Source organism: Acinetobacter sp. NIPH 817 (assembly GCF_000368405.1).
In the GTDB taxonomy this organism is placed as follows: Bacteria; Pseudomonadota; Gammaproteobacteria; order Pseudomonadales; family Moraxellaceae; genus Acinetobacter.
The window spans coordinates 3,186,344-3,209,540 of sequence record NZ_KB849420.1; the positions used below are offsets into that span (position 1 = coordinate 3,186,344).

Here is a 23,197-nt window from a genome sequence, read left to right on the forward strand (position 1 = left end):
CTTGATCTATCCGTAATTTTAATTGAACCATTAAATGATCTTCACAGTTTCTCTGCATTTTGCGCGTAGAGTATTCAACATGAGAGACATCAGATGTAAACGAGGATGCATCATGAAAAAGTTGTTCACAATCTTAACCCTTTCCATAGCCGTACTCACCACAAGTATGGCGAGCTTTGCTGATCCTCCTTTTGACCGAGGCCATGGCCCCAAAGGTCCTAAAGGTGGAGGACCACGCGGTGAATGGAATGATCGTGGGCCAGGATTTGGACGTGATCATGATGAAGATCGTGTCCGTGACGAGCGCCGTATGCGCGAAGAACGTGGTTTTGAACGGCTTAAACAACATCGCTGGCAACCTGGCTATGTTATGCCACAGCACTATCGTGGCAATGGCTATAAAGTCGACTATAAAGATAGTAACTTGCCAAAACCAGACCGTAATCAGCAATGGTACAAAATCAACAATGACTATATTTTAGTCGATACTGATTCTAATAGTATTGTGAGTATTCGTGGTTTTTAAAGCGATAGAACCTCGCTATCGCTGAGCAAAAAGGATAAAGCCTTATGGTTTTATCCTTTTTTTATTAATTATATATTTAAAAAATAAATAGATTTTTATATTCTAATATTTCGTATTTTCTTAATTTCTTCTTATTTCATCGTTAGTTTTCACATTTATTCTTCGTAGCCTCCACGATTTATCTGTAATTATTCACTAATCTTTAGTTATTGAAATTTAATTCATCACTCGAGGTTTACAATGAAAAAATTAACAACAGCGATTGTTCTTTCACTTAGTGGTTTAGTTGCAACAACAGCAATGGCAGCACCAAATGATCATAATCACCATGGCAACTACCAAAACCATGAAGTAAAAACAGTTAAAGTGATCAAAAAAGACGACCATCGTAATGTTTGGCGAGCAGGTCAAGTTGTACCCCGTGAATATCAACACTCACGTTACGTGATTGACTATCGTCAGCATCAAAAATTAACGAAACCAGGTCGCTACCAAAAATGGTACAAGGTGAACGGAAATTATGTGTTGGTAAACGAGCAAAGCCATAAAATCATTAGAGTGGTTCACTAATTTAAAAAAATTTAAACACCCAAACTTAGATTTGGGTGTTTTTTTATCTAAAACATGCGGCTTTAATCTTTTTTGTTTAGAATCATCTTTATATCTTTTTGCTGTTGATTCGAGATCGGTATGCCAAGCAAATCTTTAGAAAAGTCGCATAATAACCCCCAGCATTATGTACACTGGTTTCGACATTCAGCACCCTACATTAATGCTCACCGCGATAAAACATTCGTATTGATGTTTGGTGGTGAAGCAGTCCGTCATCCTAATTTCGAACATATCATTCATGATATTGCTTTATTGCATTCTCTTGGTATTCGCTTAATTCTTGTACACGGTGCCCGTCCGCAAATTAATCAAAATCTTAAAGAGAAAGGAATTGAAACTCCTTTTTATGACAACAGCCGTATTACCACACGCGAATCTTTAAGCTGTGTCATGAGTGCCGTAGGCTCTATTCGCCTAGAAATTGAAGCATTGCTTTCTATGGGCTTAGCAAACTCACCCATGTACGGCGCTCGAATCGATGTCGTATCAGGTAATTTTGTGACTGCTAAACCTTATGGCATTCGTGATGGCATGGATTTCCAGCTTACAGGTGAGGTTCGTTCAATAGACACCGATGCAATTGAACGACACCTTGATAATCATAATATTGTGTTACTGGGGCCAACAGGTTACTCCACTACAGGCGAAGTCTTTAACTTACGAGCAGAGGAAGTTGCGACCAAAACTGCAACTTATTTAAAAGCAGATAAACTGATTTTTCTTGGAGAGCAACAAGGTCTTCTGAATGAAGATGAACAAATATTACGTGAGTTAAGCCCACATCAACTAGACTACTATATTCAACAATATCAAACCATTAGTCCAACACTCACCCTACATTTGCAACAAGCAAAAAAAGCGTCTTTATCAGGTGTACACCGCGTTCATCTCATTTCCTATGCCTATGATGGCGCCCTTCTCGAAGAGTTATTTACTCGAGATGGTATAGGAACCATGATTACCGACGCGCATTATGAAGAAGTTCGCACAGCCAATATTCAAGACGTGGGCGGGTTAATGAATTTATTACGCCCATTAGAAGAAGAAGGCATTTTGGTTTATCGTTCCCGTGAGCGTTTAGAACAAGAAATTGGCCAGTTTGCTGTTATTGAACGAGATGGCATGATCTTAGCGTGTGCTGCGCTTTATCCAATTCCAACCGAATTTAACGAAACAACATCGGCAGAAATCGCTTGTGTTGCGGTACATCCAAGTTATCGTAAATCAAATCGTGGTAGCCAAATTCTGCAATTCCTTGAAGAAAAAGCCAAAGAACAAGGTATTCGTCAGTTATTCGTTTTAACAACGCGTACCGCTCACTGGTTTTTGGAACATGGTTTTCATCAAGTCAGCGTTGATGAGTTACCTAATGCCCGTCAGGCGCTCTATAACTATCAAAGGAATTCTTTAGTCTTTAAAAAACTGCTTCCCTAGCCTTTGCTCTTTTTAAGATATTCTTATTTCAGATAAGCTTAGTTAAAAAAGTACAACCATAAACGCTATTCATTTATGGTTGTACTTTTTTTAAATCTCTATTTTTAATGTTTTAATATTTTTTTATTTTATTTACATAAACTTACTCCTAATTTATTAAATATATTTCTATTAGATAAATCACTTTTTTGCATAAGTTTATAGCCTATTGTTTTTAGCTTTTTTTTGCATAAATAAAGACCGAATACTTATTTTTTCTGAAATAAAAATCCCTTTAGGGTATCTGCTCATCCAATTATTTTTTCTTTTTCTCTTTCGGGGAGCACGAAATCTCATGGCACTTTTCAACACCACTTCATGGGCAAAATATTCAGTCATCGCGGCCAGCCTTGCAGGAGTGATGATGTTAAGTGGTTGTGCCAAAAAAGAGGAACAGGCCACCACAACTTTAAATATTGGCTATCAAAAATATGGCATTCTTCCTATTTTAAAGGCTCGTGGTGACCTAGAAAAAGTACTAAAAGAACAAGGCGTGCAAGTAAAATGGGTTGAGTTTCCTGCTGGCCCTCAATTGCTTGAAGGCTTAAATGTAGGGAGCGTTTCACTCGGTGAAGCAGGTGAAGCACCACCTATTTTTGCTCAAGCGGCCAATCCAAATTTAGTCTATGTCGCAAACCAACCTGCTGCGCCAAAAGCCGAAGCATTATTGGTACAAAAAGACTCTCCAATCCACTCTATTAAAGATTTAAAAGGCAAGCGTGTTGCTCTTAATAAAGGTTCGAATGTTCATTACCTATTATTAAAAGTTCTAGAAGCCAACAACTTAAGCTTAAGTGACATTCAACCTGTTTATTTACCGCCATCAGACGCTCGTGCTGCCTTTGAAAAAGGTGCAGTAGATGCATGGGTCATTTGGGATCCGTTCTTTGCAGCAGCTGAACATCAAATTCAAGCTCGAGTTTTAGCAACAGGTGAAAATTTAGTAAGCAATCATCAGTTCTATCTAGCTGACCGTAAATTTGCAGAAAATAATCCGAAAGTTCTCAATAGAGTTGTGCAAACCCTTAACCAGACAACTGAATGGGTGAGCTCACATCAGGATGAAGCTGCGAAGCTACTCGAAAAACCTACAGCACTTGAGTTTGATGTACTCAAAACTTCCATTTCACGTATGGGTTTTGGAGTTCAGCCAATCTCTGACAAGGTGACACAAGAACAACAACAAGTAGCCGATGCCTTTTATGCGCAAAAGCTCATTCCTAACAAGCTCACTATTCAAGATGCCATCTTAAAACTGAAATAAACCCAGCTTGGGCACAGCTTAAATAATCATATAAATGCTGTGCCTAACCTCAAGGGGAACAAGGATATCAATATGCAAGATCAGTCATTATTTAATAAGAGTCAGTGGGCACAATTCGCTAAACGCATCAGTGCAGTCACTGTATTAGGTTTAACAATCGCAGCGCCAGCTTGGGCCATTGATCCAACTGTAAAAGAACTTCGCATTGGTTTTCAAAAAAGTTCAATTAATTTTGCGATTGCCAAACAGCAAAAACTATTTGAACAAGAATTTCCAAATGCCAAAGTTACTTGGAATGAGTTTCCTGCTGGACCACAAATTTTAGAAGCTTTGGCTGTGGGTTCCCTTGATGTCGGAGTTACTGGGGACACCCCTCCTGTCTACGCACAAGCAGCTGGAAAGCCTTTATATTACATTGCCTATGAAGCAGCTAAACCACTAGCATCAGCAATTTTAGTTCCTAAAAACTCGCAGCTCAAACAACTGAAAGACCTTAAAGGTAAACGTATTGCGCTGCAAAAAGGTTCGAGTTCACATTACTTACTTGTACAAGCTGTACGTAAAGCAGGCTTAAACTGGAGTGACATTACTCCGATCTGGCTTACACCTGCCGATGCTCGCGCAGCATTTCAAAAAGGTGCCGTTGATGCATGGGCCATTTGGGACCCTTACTTCGCTTCAGCACAACTAGAAGATCAAGCTCGAGTTCTTGCATCAGGTAAAGGCTTAAGCCCGAACTATACATTTTATTTAGCAGCTCCAGATTTTGTTAAACAACATCCGAAAGCTGTTTCTGGACTCATCAAACAAATTAATCAAGCTGACAAATGGGTTCAAAGCCATCAAGCAGAAACGGCAACGGCCATTAGCCAAAGCACAGGACTGAAGCCTGCAACCAGTGACTTATTTATTAAACGCCGTCCTCGTCCTTCATCAGCCGCTCCGCTGAACAGCAAAGTGATTGCTGAGCAGCAGCAACTCGCGGACATCTTTACTCAACAAGGCATCATTCCAAAACCAATCAGCATCAAACAAGCTGTTTGGATTGCCAAGTAATTTCAATAGACATATAGGTAATGCACATGAAAATTTTCTGGTTTATTCCTACCCACGGTGATAGTCGCTATTTAGGTACAAGTAAAGGCGCTCGTCAGGTTGACCATGCCTATATGAAGCAAATTGCTGTAGCGGTAGATAATTTGGGTTATGAAGGTGTACTTATTCCAACGGGCCGTTCATGTGAAGACCCATGGATTACGGCGGCTAGCCTGATTGATGCAACTCAGCACCTTAAGTTTTTAGTTGCATTACGTCCGGGTGTAACAACACCAGCTTTGGCTGCTCGTATGGCTGCAACATTTGACCGTTTATCGAATGGTCGCGTGTTACTCAACTTAGTGACTGGTGGTGATGAGACTGAACTACGTGGTGATGGTTTATATGAAGACCATGAAACCCGTTATCAAACAGCCAATGAATACGTAAAAATCTGGCGTGAAATTTTGACGCGCTCACATACGGGTGAAGCTTTTACCTTTCACGGTGAACGCTTACAGGTGGATGATGCAAAACTGCTTTACCCACCTGTTCAAAAGCCTTACCCACCACTTTGGTTTGGTGGTTCTTCAGACGTCGCTGTCGACCTCGCGGCTGAACAAGTGGATACCTATCTCACTTGGGGCGAACCGCCAGCAGCAGTCAAACAAAAGATCGAACATGTTCGCGCCAAAGCTGAGGCTAAAGGCCGTAAATTAACTTATGGTATTCGCTTGCATGTCATTGTTCGTGAAACTAACGAACAAGCTTGGGCAGCGGCAAATGAGCTGATTCAATATCTAGATGATGCGACTATTGCTGCTGCACAGAAGAAATTTGCACAAATGGACTCGGTAGGCCAACAACGTATGGCTGCTCTCCACGGCGGTAACCGAGACAAGCTTGAGGTCTCTCCAAACCTTTGGGCAGGTATTGGTTTAGTTCGTGGTGGCGCTGGTACAGCACTTGTAGGTGACCCAGAAACAGTTGCTGCCCGCATTCAGGAATATGCTGATTTAGGTATTGATACATTTATTTTCTCAGGCTATCCGCATCTTGAAGAATCAATCCGTTTTGCAGAGTTAGTATTCCCGTTATTACCAATTGAGACCCGAGCTAAACTTGCTCAGCCAAATTTGACCGGTCCGTTCGGTGAAATTATTGCCAATAACTATGTTCCAGACGAGAAGAAGCAAAATAGTTCCGTCAAGGAGCCTGCATGAGCAAAGACGAAAGTATTGTTTCACGTGGAACAAAACAAATCGGGCAGCGTTTGCTGCCTTGGATTTTCCCTATTGTTCTATTGGTTGTTTGGCAAATTGCCTCAAGCTCGGGTCTTTTAGAGAACCGTATTTTGCCTGCTCCCACTGCTATGGTTTCTGCTTTTTGGCATCTACTCATTAGCGGTGAGCTTTGGCAACATGTCAAAGTCAGTGCTGGTCGCGCTTTGCTTGGGCTTTTGGTTGGTGGTGGCTTAGGTCTGCTCTTAGGTTTACTTAATGGCTCTTCACGCTTCGCCTCTACCTTGCTCGATACGACCCTGCAAATGATACGGAACATCCCAGCATTGGCCCTTATTCCACTCGTCATCTTGTGGTTCGGTATTGATGAAACAGCAAAATTATTTTTGGTCGCAGTAGGCGTTTTCTTCCCGATTTATATTAATACCTATCACGGTATTCGGTCAGTTGACCCACAATTGATTGAAATGGGTAAAAGCTACGGACTTTCACGTTGGCAGCTCTACAAAGAAATTATTCTACCGAGTGCAATGCCTTCTATTTTAGTAGGTCTACGCTTTGCTTTAGGTTTGGTTTGGGTATTGCTCATTGTCGCTGAAACCATTTCAGCTCAAGCTGGTATTGGTTATATGACCATGAATGCACGTGAGTTTTTACAAACAGATATCGTTCTGGTCGGTATTCTTCTGTACGCCTTACTAGGCAAACTGGCCGATGTTTTAGCCCAGCTTTTAGAACGCTATTTATTACGTTGGCACTCCGGATATCAGAAATAAGGGAGCTTAGAACATGACAAATCTGAATTTAAATATTAATCAGAATGAAGTGCAGCTCATTCCGGAAGAACCAACAGAATCTCAAGAACCCGTATTAGGTGCAGAGATTCTGATTGAGCAACTTTATAAATTCTATGGCGAAGTTAAGGTTCTTGAAGATCTTGACCTACACATCCAGCCTGGTGAGTTTTTAGCAATTGTTGGTCGAAGTGGCTGTGGCAAAAGTACGTTACTACGTTTAATTGCTCAACTTGAAAAAGCCAGTTTTGGAGAAATCAAATTCAAATCTGCTCGGCATTTGCGCGAAGGCATTACTAACGATGACATTCGAGTAATGTTCCAAGACCCACGCCTACTTCCTTGGAGGAATATCCTTCAAAATGTTCAACTTGGTTTACCTAAAGCCCAACATGCTTTAGCAGAAGAGTTACTGGAAAAAGTGGGTTTAAAAGAGAAATCAGGGCAATGGCCTTCTCAACTCTCAGGTGGACAACGTCAGCGTACAGCCCTAGCACGTGCGTTATCTCATACACCACGTATTTTGTTGTTAGATGAACCTTTAGGTGCATTAGATGCCCTAACCCGTCTTGAGATGCAAAGCTTGATTGAGCGCTTATGGAAAGAGCAAGGTTTTACTGCAATTTTAGTGACACACGATGTAAGTGAAGCAGTGCAATTGGCTGACCGTATTATCTTATTAGACAAGGGTCAGATTGCTCAAAGTTTCCAAGTTAATTTGCCACGCCCTCGTAAAAAAAGTATTAGTTTTTCCCAACTTGAGCAACAAGTACTCGATGCGGTTTTGGCAACTTAAGATCGTGATGAGTAATGAGAACTGTTCAACCGAAAAATGCCCAATTTACGAGCAATAAAACTGCTGTTTTATTGCTCTTTTTTAGGGCGAAATTTAAAAAATATTTTTAAGAATAACAATAAACTAGTGAATCTCTCTATTTTTTGCACAATAGTATATCTATTACGCAAATAACTAGCCGTTTTTTGATTAAAAAAGCAAGACACCTGTGCACAAATCAAACAATTTCCCTTACAATGGGAGTATTATTTTTTTAATTATGCAGCAGATGGAACAAAAAAAGAGTACCCAAAAGCGCAATCAGCTTCTTGCTGCCGCCCTTGATGTATTTTCAGTCTATGGGTTCACTGGCGCAAGTCTGGATGAAATTGCCCAACTCGCCGACATGCATAAGTCGAATATTTTCTATTACTACGAAAATAAAGAGTCTTTATACGTAGAAGTGCTCACAACCGTTTTACAAAAATGGTTGGCTCCCTTACAAACTTTAGAAGCTGAATTAGAACCAGCCGAAGCCTTATCTCACTATTTAATACAAAAAATCGAACTCTCTCGTAGCCAACCGAAAGCATCTAGATTGTTTGCATTAGAAATCATTCAAGGCGCTCCGCATATTTTACCTATACTCAAAGGACCATTAAAAAAACTATTTAAGCGCAAAGCTAAAGTCATTCAGACGTGGCAAGAAGAAGGAAAGATTTCACCAGATATCGATCCGGAATTATTAATCTTAAACATTTGGGGTCTTACGCAAAACTATGCAGATTTTGCAACCCAAATGGAAATGGTGACTGGAAAAACGCTTCGCAACCGTAGCATGTTCCAACGCTCAATTGAGCATACAGTCCACTTAATGCTCTACGGCGTATTGCCTCGTTAAAACCAAAAAAAGATCGGCAAATTTGCCGATCTTTTTTTAGAAGTGATTTTGATAAAGCGCTAAAAGTTTTTGAGCACCTAATAATAAATTTTCTTCCCAATCTACATGTGCAGTGTCATCTGCCCCATCAGTAATATATTTCACCGAAATCAGCCGTACACCTAACTTATGGCAAACTTTGGCTAAAGCATATCCTTCCATATCCACCACATCACAAGCTACTTTTGGCTGACCCGTTTCAAATGAATCTCCAGTTCCGCAAACTGCTTTTGGCAAATCAGCAAAATGTGGTTGAAGATGAATTTCAGCTCGCAAGTGATCATCTAACGGCGTTACACCTACTTCAAACCCTAGGGGTGAAACATCCATATCACGTTGTACAAAAGTCTTCACCTCGACTAAATCATGTCGATTAAATGCAGAGCTTCCAGCTGTACCGAGATTAATTAAAGTTTTACAGCCAGTTTTTTGAATAACCTCAAATGCTTTAAAGGCGGCATTAATCTTACCAATACCACTGTAATGGACTTCAACACCTGCCTGCTCAAACAAACCTTTAGATTCATTAGGAAGTGCCATAATTAAAGCAATATCAGTGTTCATTCAAAAAGCTCAAATCAAAATTAAATAAATTAGAAAATAAGTATAAATTAGGTGCAAAAGCTTTTTGCACCTTTTCATCATTACTGCATTTTTTGTTGTAAGGCAATTAAACACGGAGAAAAGAACAGTTGGCCGCTATATGCGCCTGCTAGCGTTTTCTTCATTACCACACCCCACATTGTCAATAATAAAAGACTCAAGGCCACAGCAACGTATTGTAAAAATACAATTTCAACCTGATGCCCTAAATTAAACAGTGCAAGAATAAATACGCCTAATGGAAAGGTTAAGCCCCACCAACCCAAATTGAATGGAATACCTGTCTTTGCGTGACGAAGCGTTGTTAAAATTGCAAGACCCAGCCACCATAACCCAAAGCCTAAAAACACGAGACTACCTACGACTCCTAAAGCTTGAAAGACATTCGCAAATTGGTGAAATCCTACATTTGGTGCCACTCTTTGTGCCTGCTCCCCTAGTAACAAGAGACCTAAAGCACCTGTACCAATAGGGCCTAAAGACAACCAGCTAGAAATTGCGACTTCTTTTTCCGGTAACTGATGTAAAGCCATACGCAGCATTAAAATTGTCAAAATAGCGAATGCGGGTAAAACAGAAATTCCCCAAAGTACGTAGCCCGCCATTAATAAATGAAAGCTATGCAAATTTGCTGGTAAATGAGCTACTAACATGCCCGCAGAACTTGCTGCTACTTCACATGCAACCACAGGTAAAAGCCAGATTGCAGTCATGGTATGTAGCTGATGGTTCTGACGGCTAAACATACAAAACGGCACGATCCACGCAATTGCTAGCGCTAAAAAGACATCGATGTACCATAAAGCTTGAGCAATATGTATCGCAACTTCACCGTAAAGCCCGACACCGAAGCTTAAAAAGCCATTTAGTATGGTAGCGAGCCCCATCGGAATAGCGCCTAAAAACAAGCTCATATTGGGATGGTTAAATATTTGCTTTGCTTCATGAGGGAAAAGAAACCACCGCAATAAATAAAGACCTGAAAAAACGCTGAATAAAATAATATTAAATTGCCATAACAAAGTTGCTAGCGTGAATAAAAATGATTGAGCAAATGGAAGCTGAATTAAAATCATACTGACCACGCCAGTACCCATAGTCGCTGTAAACCAATTTGGAGTAAAATGTCGTATAACATCTTTGCTATGATTTAATTGGTAAAAGGGTTTTTTCATCTTAGTTCTCTAATCAAAGAGTGGATAAAGATATAGTAGAGCAAACCATTAATAAGAAAAATTGATTTATTTTTATTTAATTCATCAATATTTTAAATATAAAAATATTCATGTTGAAAAATAACTGAGTAAAAACACAACAACAAGACGAATCTGTGAGATTATGGCAATATATAGCCCTTGCAAAAATAGCCATATTTTAAGTTCATGAAACTGCTTCGTCTTAATGCGTTATCGCCCAATTTTCAGTTACCTCAAACAGCGGTAACTATTGGTAATTTTGATGGTGTCCATTTAGGTCACCAAGCGATGATTGCTCAACTCAAAAAAATTGCTGCAGCACAAGGCTTAAAAACATTGGTTATGATTTTTGAGCCACAACCTCTTGAATTCTTTAAAGGCTACGATGCCCCTCCTCGTATTAATTCACTACGAGAAAAGGTCGAATATCTAACCGAGCTTGGGGTTGATTATATTGCGGTTGCTAAATTTGATCAGCATTTCCGTAGCATGAGTGCGTCTGAGTTTGCAGATTTATTAAAAGATAAACTAAATGCGCAGACTTTGGTTCTAGGGGATGACTTTCATTTCGGCAAAGACCGTCAAGGTAACAGCGAATTTCTAAAGAATTACGGCTTTCAAGTCACAAATTTACATACCATTGAACTTGAAGGTGAACGCGTCAGTTCAACTCGTATTCGCCAAGTGCTTCAGGTAGGAAATCTTGCCTTAGCAGCTAAATTATTAGGTCGTCCGTACAGTATTACAGGACGTGTCCAATATGGCGACCAAATTGGACGAACTTTAGATTTTCCAACGATTAATGTCCGCCTCAACCGCCATAAGCCATGTTTAAATGGGATTTATGGTGTTGAAGTCATTTGTGAAACAACTTCACTTACTCAAAAAGTGCGTCAAGATACACCCGAAAAACCGGGAATTGCCGGATATCATGAAAACAGCCTCTATGGCGCAGGGCATGTCGGTACACGTCCAGCCATTCAGCAAGAACATCCAGAGTGGAGATTAGAAGTACATTTCCCTGATGTTTCTGCTAATCTGTATGGCTTATTTATGCGGGTGACTTTCCTTCACTATCTTCATGGTGAATTGAACTACCCTTCGCTTGAGGCACTTAAGGCAGGAATTGATAATGACGTGCAGCAGTTACGACAATACCGTAACGACACGACACAATTTCCTTTTTAATTCGAATTTTGATTGTAAAACATGTCGGCTCCCTAGCTGATTAAACTGGATGAAAACTTGCATGAGCGATAAGCAAACTCCTGAGAATGCAGTGGACTACAAAGCCACGCTAAACCTGCCGGATACTCAATTTGCAATGAAAGCAAATTTGGCAGTACGTGAAGTGAAATGGTTAGAAGAGTGGTATACCGACAACATTTATCAGCAGATTCGTGCATCGCGTATTGGCAAGAAAAAATATATTTTGCACGATGGCCCTCCATATGCGAACGGTACAATTCACTTAGGTCACGCAGTCAATAAAGTACTCAAAGACGTGATTGTAAAAAGCCGTACTTTGGCTGGTTTCGATGCACCTTATGTTCCGGGTTGGGACTGTCATGGCTTGCCAATTGAGCTAAAAGTTGAAGAAAAAGTAGGTAAAGTTGGCGAAAAAGTTGACGCTGCGACTTTCCGTAAACTTTGCCGTGAATATGCTCTAAAACAAATTGATTTACAGCGTACTGACTTTAAGCGTCTTGGTATTTTAGGTGATTGGGATAATCCTTATCTCACCATGAACTATAAACAAGAAGCCGATATTGTTCGTACTTTAGGCTTAATCCAGAAAAATGGTCATATCCAGCCGGGCTTAAAGCCAGTGAACTGGTGTATGGACTGTGGTTCAGCACTTGCTGAAGCTGAAGTTGAATATGAAGATAAAAAATCTGACGCAATTGATGTTGGTTTTGGCGTTGTTGATCTTAAAGATTTAAGTGCCCGTTTAAACGTAGAAGTTCAAGATCCAACTGATATTGTGATCTGGACGACTACACCTTGGACATTGCCTGCTAACCAAGCTGTTGCTTTGCATGCCGAAATTGAATATCAATTGGTACAAGTGACTACTGAGCGTGGTAAGCAAAACTTTATTCTTGCTAAAGACTTAGTTGCTTCAGCAATTGAGCGTTACAAGCTTGAAAACCCAGTTGTTTTAGCTGACTTTACAGGTTCAGCTCTTGAAAACCTTACTTTACAACACCCTCTACTTACTGATCGTCAAGTTCCAGTAATTTTGGGTGAACACGTTATTGCAACAAGCGGTACAGGTGCAGTACATACAGCGCCTGGCCATGGTGCAGACGACTATAAAGTAGGTCTTCAATACAATCTTAAAGTAGACAATCCAGTCGGTGGTAATGGTGTTTATTTACCAACTGCTCCAATCTATGCTGGTGAGCACATCTATAAAGCCAATCCAAAGATTATTGAAGCTTTGGGTGCTGTAGGCCGTTTATGGGCTCATCAACCAATTAAACACAGCTACCCACACTGCTGGCGTCATAAGACTCCTATTATTTTCCGTGCTACACCACAATGGTTTATTAGCATGGATCAAAAAGGTTTACGTGAAGGCGCGCTTAACGCTATTGAAAACGATATCGAGTTTGTACCGAACTGGGGTAAAAACCGTATTGAATCAATGATCGAAGGTCGTCCGGACTGGTGTATCTCACGTCAACGTACTTGGGGTGTTCCAATTCCTTTCTTCGTTCATAAAGATACGAATGAATTACACCCTCGTACACCTGAACTCATCGAAGAAGTTGCTCAACTGATCGAACAAGAAGGTATCGAAGCATGGTTCAAACGTGAAGCAAAAGACTTCATAGGTGAAGATGCTGAACAATATAATGCTGTTCGCGATACACTCGATGTATGGTTTGACTCTGGTACAACACATTACGCTGTACTTGAGCAACGTGAAGAATTAGAAAGCCCTGCTGATTTATATTTAGAGGGTTCAGACCAACACCGTGGTTGGTTCCAATCTTCTTTATTAACGTCTATAGCAATTCACAATCGTGCACCATATAAGGCCTTGTTAACACATGGTTTTACAGTGGATGAAAACGGTCGTAAATTATCGAAATCTTTAGGTAACTACATTCCGCTTGAAGAAATCATCAAACAGCTTGGTGCTGATGGTTTACGTTTATACGTAGCTTCTAGCGACTATCGCTATGAAATTGCAGCGTCTAAAGAAATCTTTAACCGTGTAAGTGATAGCTACCGTCGTATTCGTAATACCTTACGCTTCTTACTTGCGAACCTAAATGGTTTCAAACCAAGCACAGATGCTTTAGCAGTAGATGACCTTATCGCTCTAGATCAATACATCTTGCAACGCGCGAATGAAGTACAACAAACTATTATCACTGCTTACGAAGAAATGAACTTCCATGTGGTGTGTAGTGCGTTAACAAGCTTCTGTATTAATGACTTAGGTGGTTTCTACTTAGACATTATCAAAGATCGTCAATATACGACTAAGGCTGACTCACAAGCACGTCGTTCTGCACAAACTGCGCTTTATCATATTGTTCAAGCATTTATCCGTTGGATGAGCCCAATCTTAAGCTTTACCGCTCAAGAAGCTTGGCCACTGATTCCAGAACAAACTGAAAAGTATGTATTTACTTCAGAATGGTATGACTTGCCTGTTTCATCAAAAGCAAACCTGCTTTCTGAAGAAGATTGGCAAACATTGATTAGCGTAAAATCTGCAGTAAATAAACAGATTGAAGCAGCTCGTAACGCTAAACTTGTCGGCAGTAATCTTTCAGCCAAAGTTGAACTTTGGGCAAATGAATCATTACAAACAGTTTTAAACCAACTGGCTGATGAACTCCGTTTTGTTCTTATTACTTCTCAAGTAGTAGTACATCCATTTGCTGAGCAAGGTGAAGCAACTGAAATGGAAGGCTTACGTGTACAAATATCTGCAGCTGAAGGTGAAAAATGCGTACGTTGCTGGCATGTCCTTCCAGATGTAAATACACATGCCGATCATCCTGGTTTATGTGGTCGTTGTATTGTGAACGTCACTGGTCGTGGCGAAGTGAGAAAATATGCCTAATTCACAAGCTAAAAAAGGCTTATTCCAGTTTTATCCACACAATCTCATTTGGCTCGGACTTTCTGTCCTTGCCATTGTGTTGGATCAATGGACAAAATGGATTGCGAGTACACATCTGAACTATGCAGATCCGGTGCCTGTGCTTCCATTTTTAAACTGGACACTATTACATAACTATGGTGCAGCCTTTAGCTTTTTATCGGATGCAGGAGGATGGCAGCGCTATTTCTTCACATCTTTAGCAGGCTTAGTTTCAATCCTTTTTGTATTTTGGTTGCTTCGTATGCCTAAAAAAATGGTGGTGCTACCTGTAGCCATCGCTTTAATTTTAGGTGGAGCTTTAGGCAATTTAATTGACCGTATTACCCTAGGTTATGTGGTCGATTTCATTCATGTTTATTACCAAAATCATCACTTTCCAGCTTTTAATATTGCGGACAGTGCCATTACCTTAGGTACCATCTTGCTACTCATCGATACATTCTTCCTTGAGAAGCAACGCAACCAAAATTCGGATGCATAATATGACCGAAATTATCCAACCTAACGAAGAAATTCGTATTACAGACGGCTCTAAAGTCGATCTACACTTTTCTGTTGCTATTGAAAATGGTGTAGAAATCGATAATACACGTAACCGTGAAGAACCTGTTACCTTGACTATTGGTGATGGAAATCTGTTACCAGGCTTTGAAAAAGCATTATTTGGTTTACGTGCGGGTGATCGTCGTACCGTACATCTTCCACCAGAAGATGCATTTGGTCCATGGAATCCAGAAAATATTCAAACTTTCGATACAGTTAAGTTTGAACAACGCCCTATTCCTGGTCATATGATTGAGTTCGAAGACAAGGCAAAAACAACTTTATTCGGTGTAGTGAAGTCAGTTAATGATGACATTACAGAAATTGATTTTAATCACCCATTAGCTGGGAAAAACATTACCTTTGAAGTAGAAATATTTAAGGTTACTCCTGAAGGCCAACAAGGCATTAAACTCATGTAAATAAAAAAGCCCTCTCAATGAGGGCTTTTTTATTATCCAATTTTTTTCATAACATAAGAATCTTTACAAATTCTATATTCTCAGCTACCCATGTAATGAATTAAGTTATAAGTATAAAAATCATTGGGAAAAATACATGCTGGTCTATATTGTCGTGGGAAGTGTTCGCGAAGGACGTACAGCAATTAAAGTTGCCAATTGGGTAGAAACAGCAATTCACTCATTCAATCTAAAAGATTTTCAGATAGAAGTGATTGATTTAAAAGAATGGGATTTACCCCTATTTTCAGGATCTCATCCACCCGCTACCGGAATTTATGATCAACCTAAACAACAAGAATGGGCAGACAAAATTGCTCAAGCAGATGCTTTTATCTTTATTAGCCCAGAATATAACCATGGTTACAGTCCAGCTCTAAAAAATGCTCTGGACTATGTAGGAAAAGAATGGAGTGGTAAACCTGCTGCATTTATTGGTTATGGTTCAACGAATGGCTCTCGATCTATTAGCCAAATACGTCAAGTCACCTCAAGTTTAAGTATTATTGACCCCAACGCTGTAATAGAGATAAGAGATATATTTAAACGTAATAAAGATGAAAAATTCGAAGCTAATGAGTTTGAGGTAAAAGGTCTTCAATCCATTGTTGAGAAACTACAGAAATATCATTTGTCTTAATTGAACAAAAGGCCTCTTTTCCAAACAAAAAAGGCCTTTTTAATTTTATAAACTCTTTAAATATTCCACTACATCAGTATTACCTGCCATTTCTGCAAGCTGTAGTGCGGTATATTCGCTTTTATAAGCAACCTGAGCACCTTTTCCTACTAAGAGTTTAACTATCTCTAAATGATCATTTTCAGCAGCTGCTTGCAAAGCGCTATAACCTTCATCATCTGCCTGATTAGGATCTTGTCCTTCTAAAAGTAATTGCTCTACCTGATCTAGATCACCTAAAGAAGCCCAATAAACTAATTCAGGAAGAGAAAGTTCTTCATCATCTTCAGGTATTAAAGAGAAGGAGTTAATTTTCATGGAAATACCTAAAAATAAGAAACTTCATCATTATTATATTCATAGAACATGCTTGATATGCAAATCTGATTTTAAAGCTGTACTTTCATTAGCTTAAACTCTTCAATTTCATTATTCTTCCATAAAAAAACACCCCCAACTGTTAAGTTGGGGGTGTTTGAATAATGAGCTGGCGATGACTTACTCTCACATGGGAAACCCCACACTACCATCAGCGCTAAGAGGTTTCACTTCTGAGTTCGGGAAGGGATCAGGTGGTTCACTCTTGCTATGGTCGCCAGCACAACTGGTATGGATACTTGCATTGGTCTTAATATGCCGATGCGTTTTCCAAATCTTTACAGATGGGCTGATTGAATCTTACTTTATTTGTTCATTTTAGCTAAGCATATAACTAAATCAAGTTGCTTTGCATATTAATGAATCGATTGATGCTTTATATACAACTGCTTGGGTGTTGTATAGTCAAGCCTCACGAGCAATTAGTATTGGTCAGCTTCACATATCACTATGCTTCCACATCCAACCTATCAACGTCCTAGTCTCGAACGGCTCTTTAGAGGACATAAAGTCCTAGGGAAATCTTATCTTGAGGTAGGCTTCCCGCTTAGATGCTTTCAGCGGTTATCCCTTCCGAACATAGCTACCCGGCGATGCGACTGGCGTCACAACCGGTACACCAGAGGTTCGTCCACTCTGGTCCTCTCGTACTAGGAGCAGATCCTCTCAAATTTCCAGCGCCCACGGTAGATAGGGACCGAACTGTCTCACGACGTTCTAAACCCAGCTCGCGTACCTCTTTAAATGGCGAACAGCCATACCCTTGGGACCTGCTTCAGCCCCAGGATGAGATGAGCCGACATCGAGGTGCCAAACACCGCCGTCGATATGAACTCTTGGGCGGTATCAGCCTGTTATCCCCAGAGTACCTTTTATCCGTTGAGCGATGGCCCTTCCATACAGAACCACCGGATCACTAAGACCTACTTTCGTACCTGCTCGACTTGTGGGTCTCGCAGTTAAGCGCGCTTTTGCCTTTATACTCTACGCGTGATTTCCGACCACGCTGAGCGCACCTTCGTACTCCTCCGTTACTCTTTAGGAGGAGACCGCCCCAGTCAAACTACCCACCAGACATGGTCCTCGCCCCGGATTACGGGGCAGAGTTAGAACCTCAACATTACCAGGGTGGTATTTCAAGGACGGCTCCATTGGAACTAGCGTTCCAACTTCAAAGCCTCCCACCTATCCTACACAAGTAAGGTCAAAGTTCAATGTCAAGCTGCAGTAAAGGTTCACGGGGTCTTTCCGTCTAGCCGCGGGTACACTGCATCTTCACAGCGATTTCGATTTCACTGAGCCTCTGCTGGAGACAGCGCCGCCATCATTATGCCATTCGTGCAGGTCGGAACTTACCCGACAAGGAATTTCGCTACCTTAGGACCGTTATAGTTACGGCCGCCGTTTACTGGGGCTTCGATCAAGAGCTTCGCTTACGCTAACCCCATCAATTAACCTTCCAGCACCGGGCAGGCATCACACCCTATACGTCCACTTTCGTGTTTGCAGAGTGCTATGTTTTTAATAAACAGTTGCAGCGGCCTGGTTTCTGTGGCTGCCAATAGCTCAGACCGCGAGGGTCATCACCGTCAGCAGCGTACCTTCTCCCGAAGTTACGGTACCATTTTGCCTAGTTCCTTCAGCAGAGTTCTCTCAAGCGCCTTGGTCTACTCGACCTGACCACCTGTGTCGGTTTCGGGTACGATTCCTGTGTAACTGAAGCTTAGAGACTTTTCCTGGAAGCATGGTATCAGCCACTTCGCTGTACAAGTACAGCTTGCTATCAGATCTCAGCATAGAGCACCCCGGATTTGCCTAAGATGCATGCCTACTTCCTTCCACCTGGACAACCAACGCCAGGCTGACTTAACCTTCTCCGTCCTCTCATCGCATTACACAGAAGTATTGGAATATTAACCAATTTCCCATCGACTACGCCTTTCGGCCTCGCCTTAGGGGTCGACTCACCCAGCCCCGATTAACGTTGGACTGGAACCCTTGGTCTTTCGGCGAACGGGTTTTTCACCCGTTTTGTCGTTACTCACGTCAGCATTCGCACTTCTGATACCTCCAGCATACTTCTCAATACACCTTCATCGGCTTACAGAACGCTCCCCTACCACTTGACTAAAAGTCAAATCCGCAGCTTCGGCACATAGTTTTAGCCCCGTTACATCTTCCGCGCAGGCCGACTCGACTAGTGAGCTATTACGCTTTCTTTAAAGGGTGGCTGCTTCTAAGCCAACCTCCTAGCTGTCTATGCCTTCCCACATCGTTTCCCACTTAACTATGATTTTGGGGCCTTAGCTGGCGGTCTGGATTGTTTTCCTCTTGACTACGGACGTTAGCACCCGCAGTCTGTCTCCCGGATAGTACTCATAGGTATTCGGAGTTTGCATCGGTTTGGTAAGTCGGGATGACCCCCTAGCCGAAACAGTGCTCTACCCCCTATGGTATTCGTCCGAGGCGCTACCTAAATAGCTTTCGGGGAGAACCAGCTATCACCAGGCTTGATTAGCCTTTCACCCCTATCCACAAGTCATCCCCTGGCTTTTCAACGACAGTGGGTTCGGTCCTCCAGTTAGTGTTACCCAACCTTCAACCTGCTCATGGATAGATCGCCTGGTTTCGGGTCTATACCCAGCAACTAAACGCCCTATTAAGACTCGATTTCTCTACGGCTCCCCTATACGGTTAACCTCGCTACTGAATATAAGTCGCTGACCCATTATACAAAAGGTACGCAGTCACCGAACAAGTCGGCTCCCACTGCTTGTATGCATGCGGTTTCAGGATCTATTTCACTCCCCTCACAGGGGTTCTTTTCGCCTTTCCCTCACGGTACTGGTTCACTATCGGTCAGTCAGGAGTATTTAGCCTTGGAGGATGGTCCCCCCATATTCAGACAAGGTTTCACGTGCCTCGCCCTACTCGTCATCATTATGTGTGCCCTTTCGTGTACGGGAATATCACCCTCTACGTTCGCACTTCCCAGAGCGTTCCACTAAAACACACATAACTTAATGGGCTGATCCCCGTTCGCTCGCCGCTACTAAGGGAATCTCAATTGATTTCTTTTCCTAAGGGTACTGAGATGTTTCACTTCCCCTCGTTCGCCTTGCAACACTATGTATTCATGTTGCAATACCTACCTTAAAGTAGGTGGGTTCCCCCATTCAGAAATCTCCGGATCAAAGGATATTTGCCGCCTCCCCGGAGCTTATCGCAGGCTATTACGTCTTTCATCGCCTCTGACTGCCAAGGCATCCACCACATGCACTTAATTACTTGACTATACAACCCCAAACAGTCGTCAACACTTACAAGTGAGTGTTGTCCGTGCGATTCTTCATCGCTACTATCTGTTGTCTGTGTACTTAAACACTGTACAGCTTCAATCTAAATTCATATACCAAAACGCTTGATTCAGTTAATTTGCTAGTTCTCAATTCATCTAGATTAATTGCTTAATCTAAACTCTTGAGTGAACAATTTATTTCAGACTCAATTTTGCCAATCTGTTAATGAATAAACACGCCTTCGTCAGGTCATGCTTAATACCGTGATACTTAAATCACAGAAGTTAATAAACTAAGATCTAAATCTTTATTTACTAATTTCTGTAATCCGAACTTCTCTTAAGTTCTGGTGGAGACTAGGAGAGTCGAACTCCTGACCTCCTGCGTGCAAAGCAGGCGCTCTACCAACTAAGCTAAGTCCCCAGCTTACATCATCAGTCATGTATCTTTTATCTATAACTTCAACCAGTCAAAGTCATGGTGGGTCTGACAAGACTTGAACTTGTGACCCCACGCTTATCAAGCGTGTGCTCTAACCAACTGAGCTACAGACCCTCAGATACATCTATGAAGAACAACTTGTTGTGGATTCTTACCAATCGTCAATCTTTCGTTAAGGAGGTGATCCAGCCGCAGGTTCCCCTACGGCTACCTTGTTACGACTTCACCCCAGTCATCGGCCACACCGTGGTAACCGCCCTCTTTGCAGTTAGGCTAGCTACTTCTGGTGCAACAAACTCCCATGGTGTGACGGGCGGTGTGTACAAGGCCCGGGAACGTATTCACCGCGGCATTCTGATCCGCGATTACTAGCGATTCCGACTTCATGGAGTCGAGTTGCAGACTCCAATCCGGACTACGATCGGCTTTTTGAGATTAGCATCCTATCGCTAGGTAGCAACCCTTTGTACCGACCATTGTAGCACGTGTGTAGCCCTGGCCGTAAGGGCCATGATGACTTGACGTCGTCCCCGCCTTCCTCCAGTTTGTCACTGGCAGTATCCTTAAAGTTCCCGACATTACTCGCTGGCAAATAAGGAAAAGGGTTGCGCTCGTTGCGGGACTTAACCCAACATCTCACGACACGAGCTGACGACAGCCATGCAGCACCTGTATGTAAGTTCCCGAAGGCACCAATCCATCTCTGGAAAGTTCTTACTATGTCAAGGCCAGGTAAGGTTCTTCGCGTTGCATCGAATTAAACCACATGCTCCACCGCTTGTGCGGGCCCCCGTCAATTCATTTGAGTTTTAGTCTTGCGACCGTACTCCCCAGGCGGTCTACTTATCGCGTTAGCTGCGCCACTAAAGCCTCAAAGGCCCCAACGGCTAGTAGACATCGTTTACGGCATGGACTACCAGGGTATCTAATCCTGTTTGCTCCCCATGCTTTCGCACCTCAGCGTCAGTGTTAGGCCAGATGGCTGCCTTCGCCATCGGTATTCCTCCAGATCTCTACGCATTTCACCGCTACACCTGGAATTCTACCATCCTCTCCCACACTCTAGCTAACCAGTATCGAATGCAATTCCCAAGTTAAGCTCGGGGATTTCACATTTGACTTAATTAGCCGCCTACGCGCGCTTTACGCCCAGTAAATCCGATTAACGCTTGCACCCTCTGTATTACCGCGGCTGCTGGCACAGAGTTAGCCGGTGCTTATTCTGCGAGTAACGTCCACTATCTCTAGGTATTAACTAAAGTAGCCTCCTCCTCGCTTAAAGTGCTTTACAACCATAAGGCCTTCTTCACACACGCGGCATGGCTGGATCAGGCTTCCGCCCATTGTCCAATATTCCCCACTGCTGCCTCCCGTAGGAGTCTGGGCCGTGTCTCAGTCCCAGTGTGGCGGATCATCCTCTCAGACCCGCTACAGATCGTCGCCTTGGTAGGCCTTTACCCCACCAACTAGCTAATCCGACTTAGGCTCATCTATTAGCGCAAGGTCCGAAGATCCCCTGCTTTCTCCCGTAGGACGTATGCGGTATTAGCATTCCTTTCGAAATGTTGTCCCCCACTAATAGGCAGATTCCTAAGCATTACTCACCCGTCCGCCGCTAAGTGATAGTGCAAGCACCATCACCCCGCTCGACTTGCATGTGTTAAGCCTGCCGCCAGCGTTCAATCTGAGCCATGATCAAACTCTTCAGTTAAAAATCATTTTGCACCTTATTAAAGACAAGGTGCCAATTCTGGCTCATCAATTTTCTGACTTAAATTTCGCTCAAATAAACTTCGAGTAATTTAAACCAATCAATCAATGATAATATTTCGATTAATCAATCAGTAAAAATCCACACAAGTTGTTCTTCAATTCTCTTAATGATTTTTCTGCTCTTCGTCAGAGACAGAATTCAACGCAATACTAAGTTTCCATCTTAACCCTGTAAGCTAAGATATTCTCGTGTATCGCGTCGGGATGAGTGCATTATAGGGAAAAAAAACTGGTACGCAAGCACTTTTCTAAATATATGTGTTTGACCGACTCTTTTTTACCCAACTAAAAATCAAAAAAGCCAAAATAATTAACTAAACAACTGATAACAAACAATAAATATTAAATTATTTATTTTCATTCTTTTTTGATTTTCAATTCTAGTATCTTAATAGGTTGTTTAGGAACGTTCTGATGCATGCCATCATTGGTTGTAGGTACCTTTACAATACGGTCAACCACATCCATTCCTTTAATTACTTTTCCGAAAACCGCATAACCTGCGTTACCAGCTGAGCGATTTAGAAAACTGTTATCTGCGACATTAATAAAGAATTGACTAGTAGCAGAGTCCGGATTTGCAGTACGAGCCATTGCTAAAGTTCCGCGGGTGTTAGCAATTCCATTTCCAGCTTCGTTTTTGATTGGTGCTCGGGTTGTCTTTTCCTGCATATTTGCAGTAAGTCCACCACCCTGCGCCATGAAGCCAGGTATTACGCGATGGAAGATCGTATCTTTATAAAAGTTCGACTTTATATAGGTTTTAAAATTCTTTACGCTGATTGGGGCTTTCTCGTCATAAAGTTGTATTTCTATATTGCCTAAATTTGTTTGCATTTCAACTAAAGTGTCAGCCCAAACTGAATGACTGCTTAGACCTAAGCAACATAGCATTAATAATTTTTTCATATTTTCCTACAATAAAATGCAAAATTTAGTAAAGGTTAAATTTAATCGTCTATATAAAAGAATTCTAGTGAGTATTTATTGTCTTTTATTTAAGGCCTAATATTTTGGATGTGTATATGTGTCCAT

General features: G+C 41.7%; 18 protein-coding genes, 2 tRNA genes and 3 rRNA genes. 14 read left to right on the plus strand and 9 right to left on the minus strand.

All coding sequences use genetic code 11. The features are described from left to right. Positions 1-112: 112 nt before the first annotated feature. The 9 genes from F968_RS18585 (at position 113) to F968_RS18625 (ending at position 8,621) form a co-directional block, all read left to right on the plus strand. The gene (locus F968_RS18585) at positions 113-526 is read left to right on the plus strand and encodes an RcnB family protein (RefSeq protein ID WP_004795500.1); all 414 of its coding nucleotides are present in this window, start codon (positions 113-115) and stop codon (positions 524-526) included. 240 nt (positions 527-766) lie between these two features. Continuing rightward, positions 767-1,096, plus strand: a complete 330-nt coding sequence (locus F968_RS18590) for an RcnB family protein (protein WP_004640333.1) — start codon at positions 767-769, stop codon at positions 1,094-1,096. A 120-nt stretch (positions 1,097-1,216) separates the two neighbouring features. Beyond that, positions 1,217-2,572, plus strand: coding sequence for an amino-acid N-acetyltransferase (gene argA / locus F968_RS18595; protein ID WP_004795502.1), 1,356 nt, complete (start codon positions 1,217-1,219; stop codon positions 2,570-2,572). 334 nt (positions 2,573-2,906) lie between these two features. Continuing rightward, a complete protein-coding gene (locus tag F968_RS18600) occupies positions 2,907-3,875 on the plus strand; it encodes a sulfonate ABC transporter substrate-binding protein (protein ID WP_004795504.1) in 969 nt (322 codons plus the stop codon). 72 nt (positions 3,876-3,947) lie between these two features. Then, complete coding sequence (locus F968_RS18605; protein WP_004795506.1) at positions 3,948-4,931, plus strand: sulfonate ABC transporter substrate-binding protein; 984 nt, start codon at positions 3,948-3,950, stop codon at positions 4,929-4,931. Between the two features lie 26 nt (positions 4,932-4,957). Continuing rightward, a complete protein-coding gene (gene ssuD, locus F968_RS18610; RefSeq protein ID WP_004795508.1) occupies positions 4,958-6,133 on the plus strand; it encodes an FMNH2-dependent alkanesulfonate monooxygenase in 1,176 nt (391 codons plus the stop codon). Further along, a complete protein-coding gene (gene ssuC, locus F968_RS18615) occupies positions 6,130-6,927 on the plus strand; it encodes an aliphatic sulfonate ABC transporter permease SsuC (protein ID WP_004795510.1) in 798 nt (265 codons plus the stop codon). The genes ssuD and ssuC overlap by 4 nt, the downstream gene beginning before the upstream one ends. Positions 6,928-6,940: 13 nt before the next feature. Then, positions 6,941-7,741, plus strand: a complete 801-nt coding sequence (locus F968_RS18620) for an ABC transporter ATP-binding protein (protein WP_004795511.1) — start codon at positions 6,941-6,943, stop codon at positions 7,739-7,741. A gap of 259 nt (positions 7,742-8,000) precedes the next feature. Then, positions 8,001-8,621: a TetR family transcriptional regulator C-terminal domain-containing protein gene (locus F968_RS18625; protein WP_013199284.1), complete on the plus strand. Its 621-nt coding sequence runs from the start codon at positions 8,001-8,003 to the stop codon at positions 8,619-8,621. 36 nt (positions 8,622-8,657) lie between these two features. Here F968_RS18625 and F968_RS18630 read toward each other — a convergent pair whose 3' ends face one another. Next, positions 8,658-9,224, minus strand: a complete 567-nt coding sequence (locus F968_RS18630; RefSeq protein WP_004795515.1) for a 5'-methylthioadenosine/S-adenosylhomocysteine nucleosidase family protein — start codon at positions 9,222-9,224, stop codon at positions 8,658-8,660. An 80-nt stretch (positions 9,225-9,304) separates the two neighbouring features. Further along, positions 9,305-10,438, minus strand: coding sequence for a TDT family transporter (locus tag F968_RS18635; RefSeq protein WP_004795517.1), 1,134 nt, complete (start codon positions 10,436-10,438; stop codon positions 9,305-9,307). 207 nt (positions 10,439-10,645) lie between these two features. Between F968_RS18635 and ribF the strand changes: the two genes are divergently transcribed. The 5 genes from ribF (at position 10,646) to F968_RS18660 (ending at position 16,232) form a co-directional block, all read left to right on the plus strand. Continuing rightward, the gene (gene ribF, locus F968_RS18640; protein ID WP_004795519.1) at positions 10,646-11,647 is read left to right on the plus strand and encodes a bifunctional riboflavin kinase/FAD synthetase; all 1,002 of its coding nucleotides are present in this window, start codon (positions 10,646-10,648) and stop codon (positions 11,645-11,647) included. Positions 11,648-11,708: 61 nt separating this feature from the next. Next, entirely contained in the window at positions 11,709-14,546 is a 2,838-nt protein-coding gene (gene ileS / locus F968_RS18645) for an isoleucine--tRNA ligase (RefSeq protein ID WP_004795521.1), read from the plus strand. Beyond that, a complete protein-coding gene (lspA, locus tag F968_RS18650) occupies positions 14,539-15,069 on the plus strand; it encodes a signal peptidase II (protein ID WP_003655819.1) in 531 nt (176 codons plus the stop codon). Before ileS ends, lspA begins: the two co-directional genes overlap by 8 nt. 1 nt (position 15,070) lies before the next feature. Continuing rightward, positions 15,071-15,553 (plus strand): FKBP-type peptidyl-prolyl cis-trans isomerase, encoded by a 483-nt coding sequence (locus F968_RS18655; RefSeq protein ID WP_004640310.1) that lies wholly within the window; start codon positions 15,071-15,073, stop codon positions 15,551-15,553. A 136-nt stretch (positions 15,554-15,689) separates the two neighbouring features. After that, positions 15,690-16,232 carry an NADPH-dependent FMN reductase gene (locus tag F968_RS18660; protein ID WP_004795524.1) on the plus strand — a complete coding sequence of 181 codons (543 nt, stop codon included), beginning with the start codon at positions 15,690-15,692 and terminating at the stop codon, positions 16,230-16,232. Between the two features lie 45 nt (positions 16,233-16,277). On the opposite strand, the gene F968_RS18665 is transcribed toward F968_RS18660, so the two are convergent. The 7 genes from F968_RS18665 to F968_RS18695 form a co-directional block, all read right to left on the minus strand. Then, complete coding sequence (locus F968_RS18665; protein WP_004795526.1) at positions 16,278-16,589, minus strand: ankyrin repeat domain-containing protein; 312 nt, start codon at positions 16,587-16,589, stop codon at positions 16,278-16,280. Positions 16,590-16,756: 167 nt separating this feature from the next. Further along, a 5S ribosomal RNA gene (gene rrf, locus F968_RS18670) occupies positions 16,757-16,871 on the minus strand. 179 nt (positions 16,872-17,050) lie between these two features. Beyond that, positions 17,051-19,943: ribosomal RNA gene (locus tag F968_RS18675) — 23S ribosomal RNA — on the minus strand. A gap of 352 nt (positions 19,944-20,295) precedes the next feature. After that, a tRNA-Ala gene (locus F968_RS18680) sits at positions 20,296-20,371 on the minus strand. 55 nt (positions 20,372-20,426) lie between these two features. Further along, a tRNA-Ile gene (locus tag F968_RS18685) sits at positions 20,427-20,503 on the minus strand. 59 nt (positions 20,504-20,562) lie between these two features. Continuing rightward, positions 20,563-22,100 (minus strand): 16S ribosomal RNA (locus F968_RS18690). Together the 16S, 23S and 5S rRNA genes with 2 tRNA genes alongside form the textbook arrangement of a ribosomal RNA operon. Positions 22,101-22,519: 419 nt before the next feature. Then, positions 22,520-23,071 carry a peptidylprolyl isomerase gene (locus F968_RS18695; RefSeq protein ID WP_004795528.1) on the minus strand — a complete coding sequence of 184 codons (552 nt, stop codon included), beginning with the start codon at positions 23,069-23,071 and terminating at the stop codon, positions 22,520-22,522. Positions 23,072-23,197 lie beyond the last annotated feature (126 nt).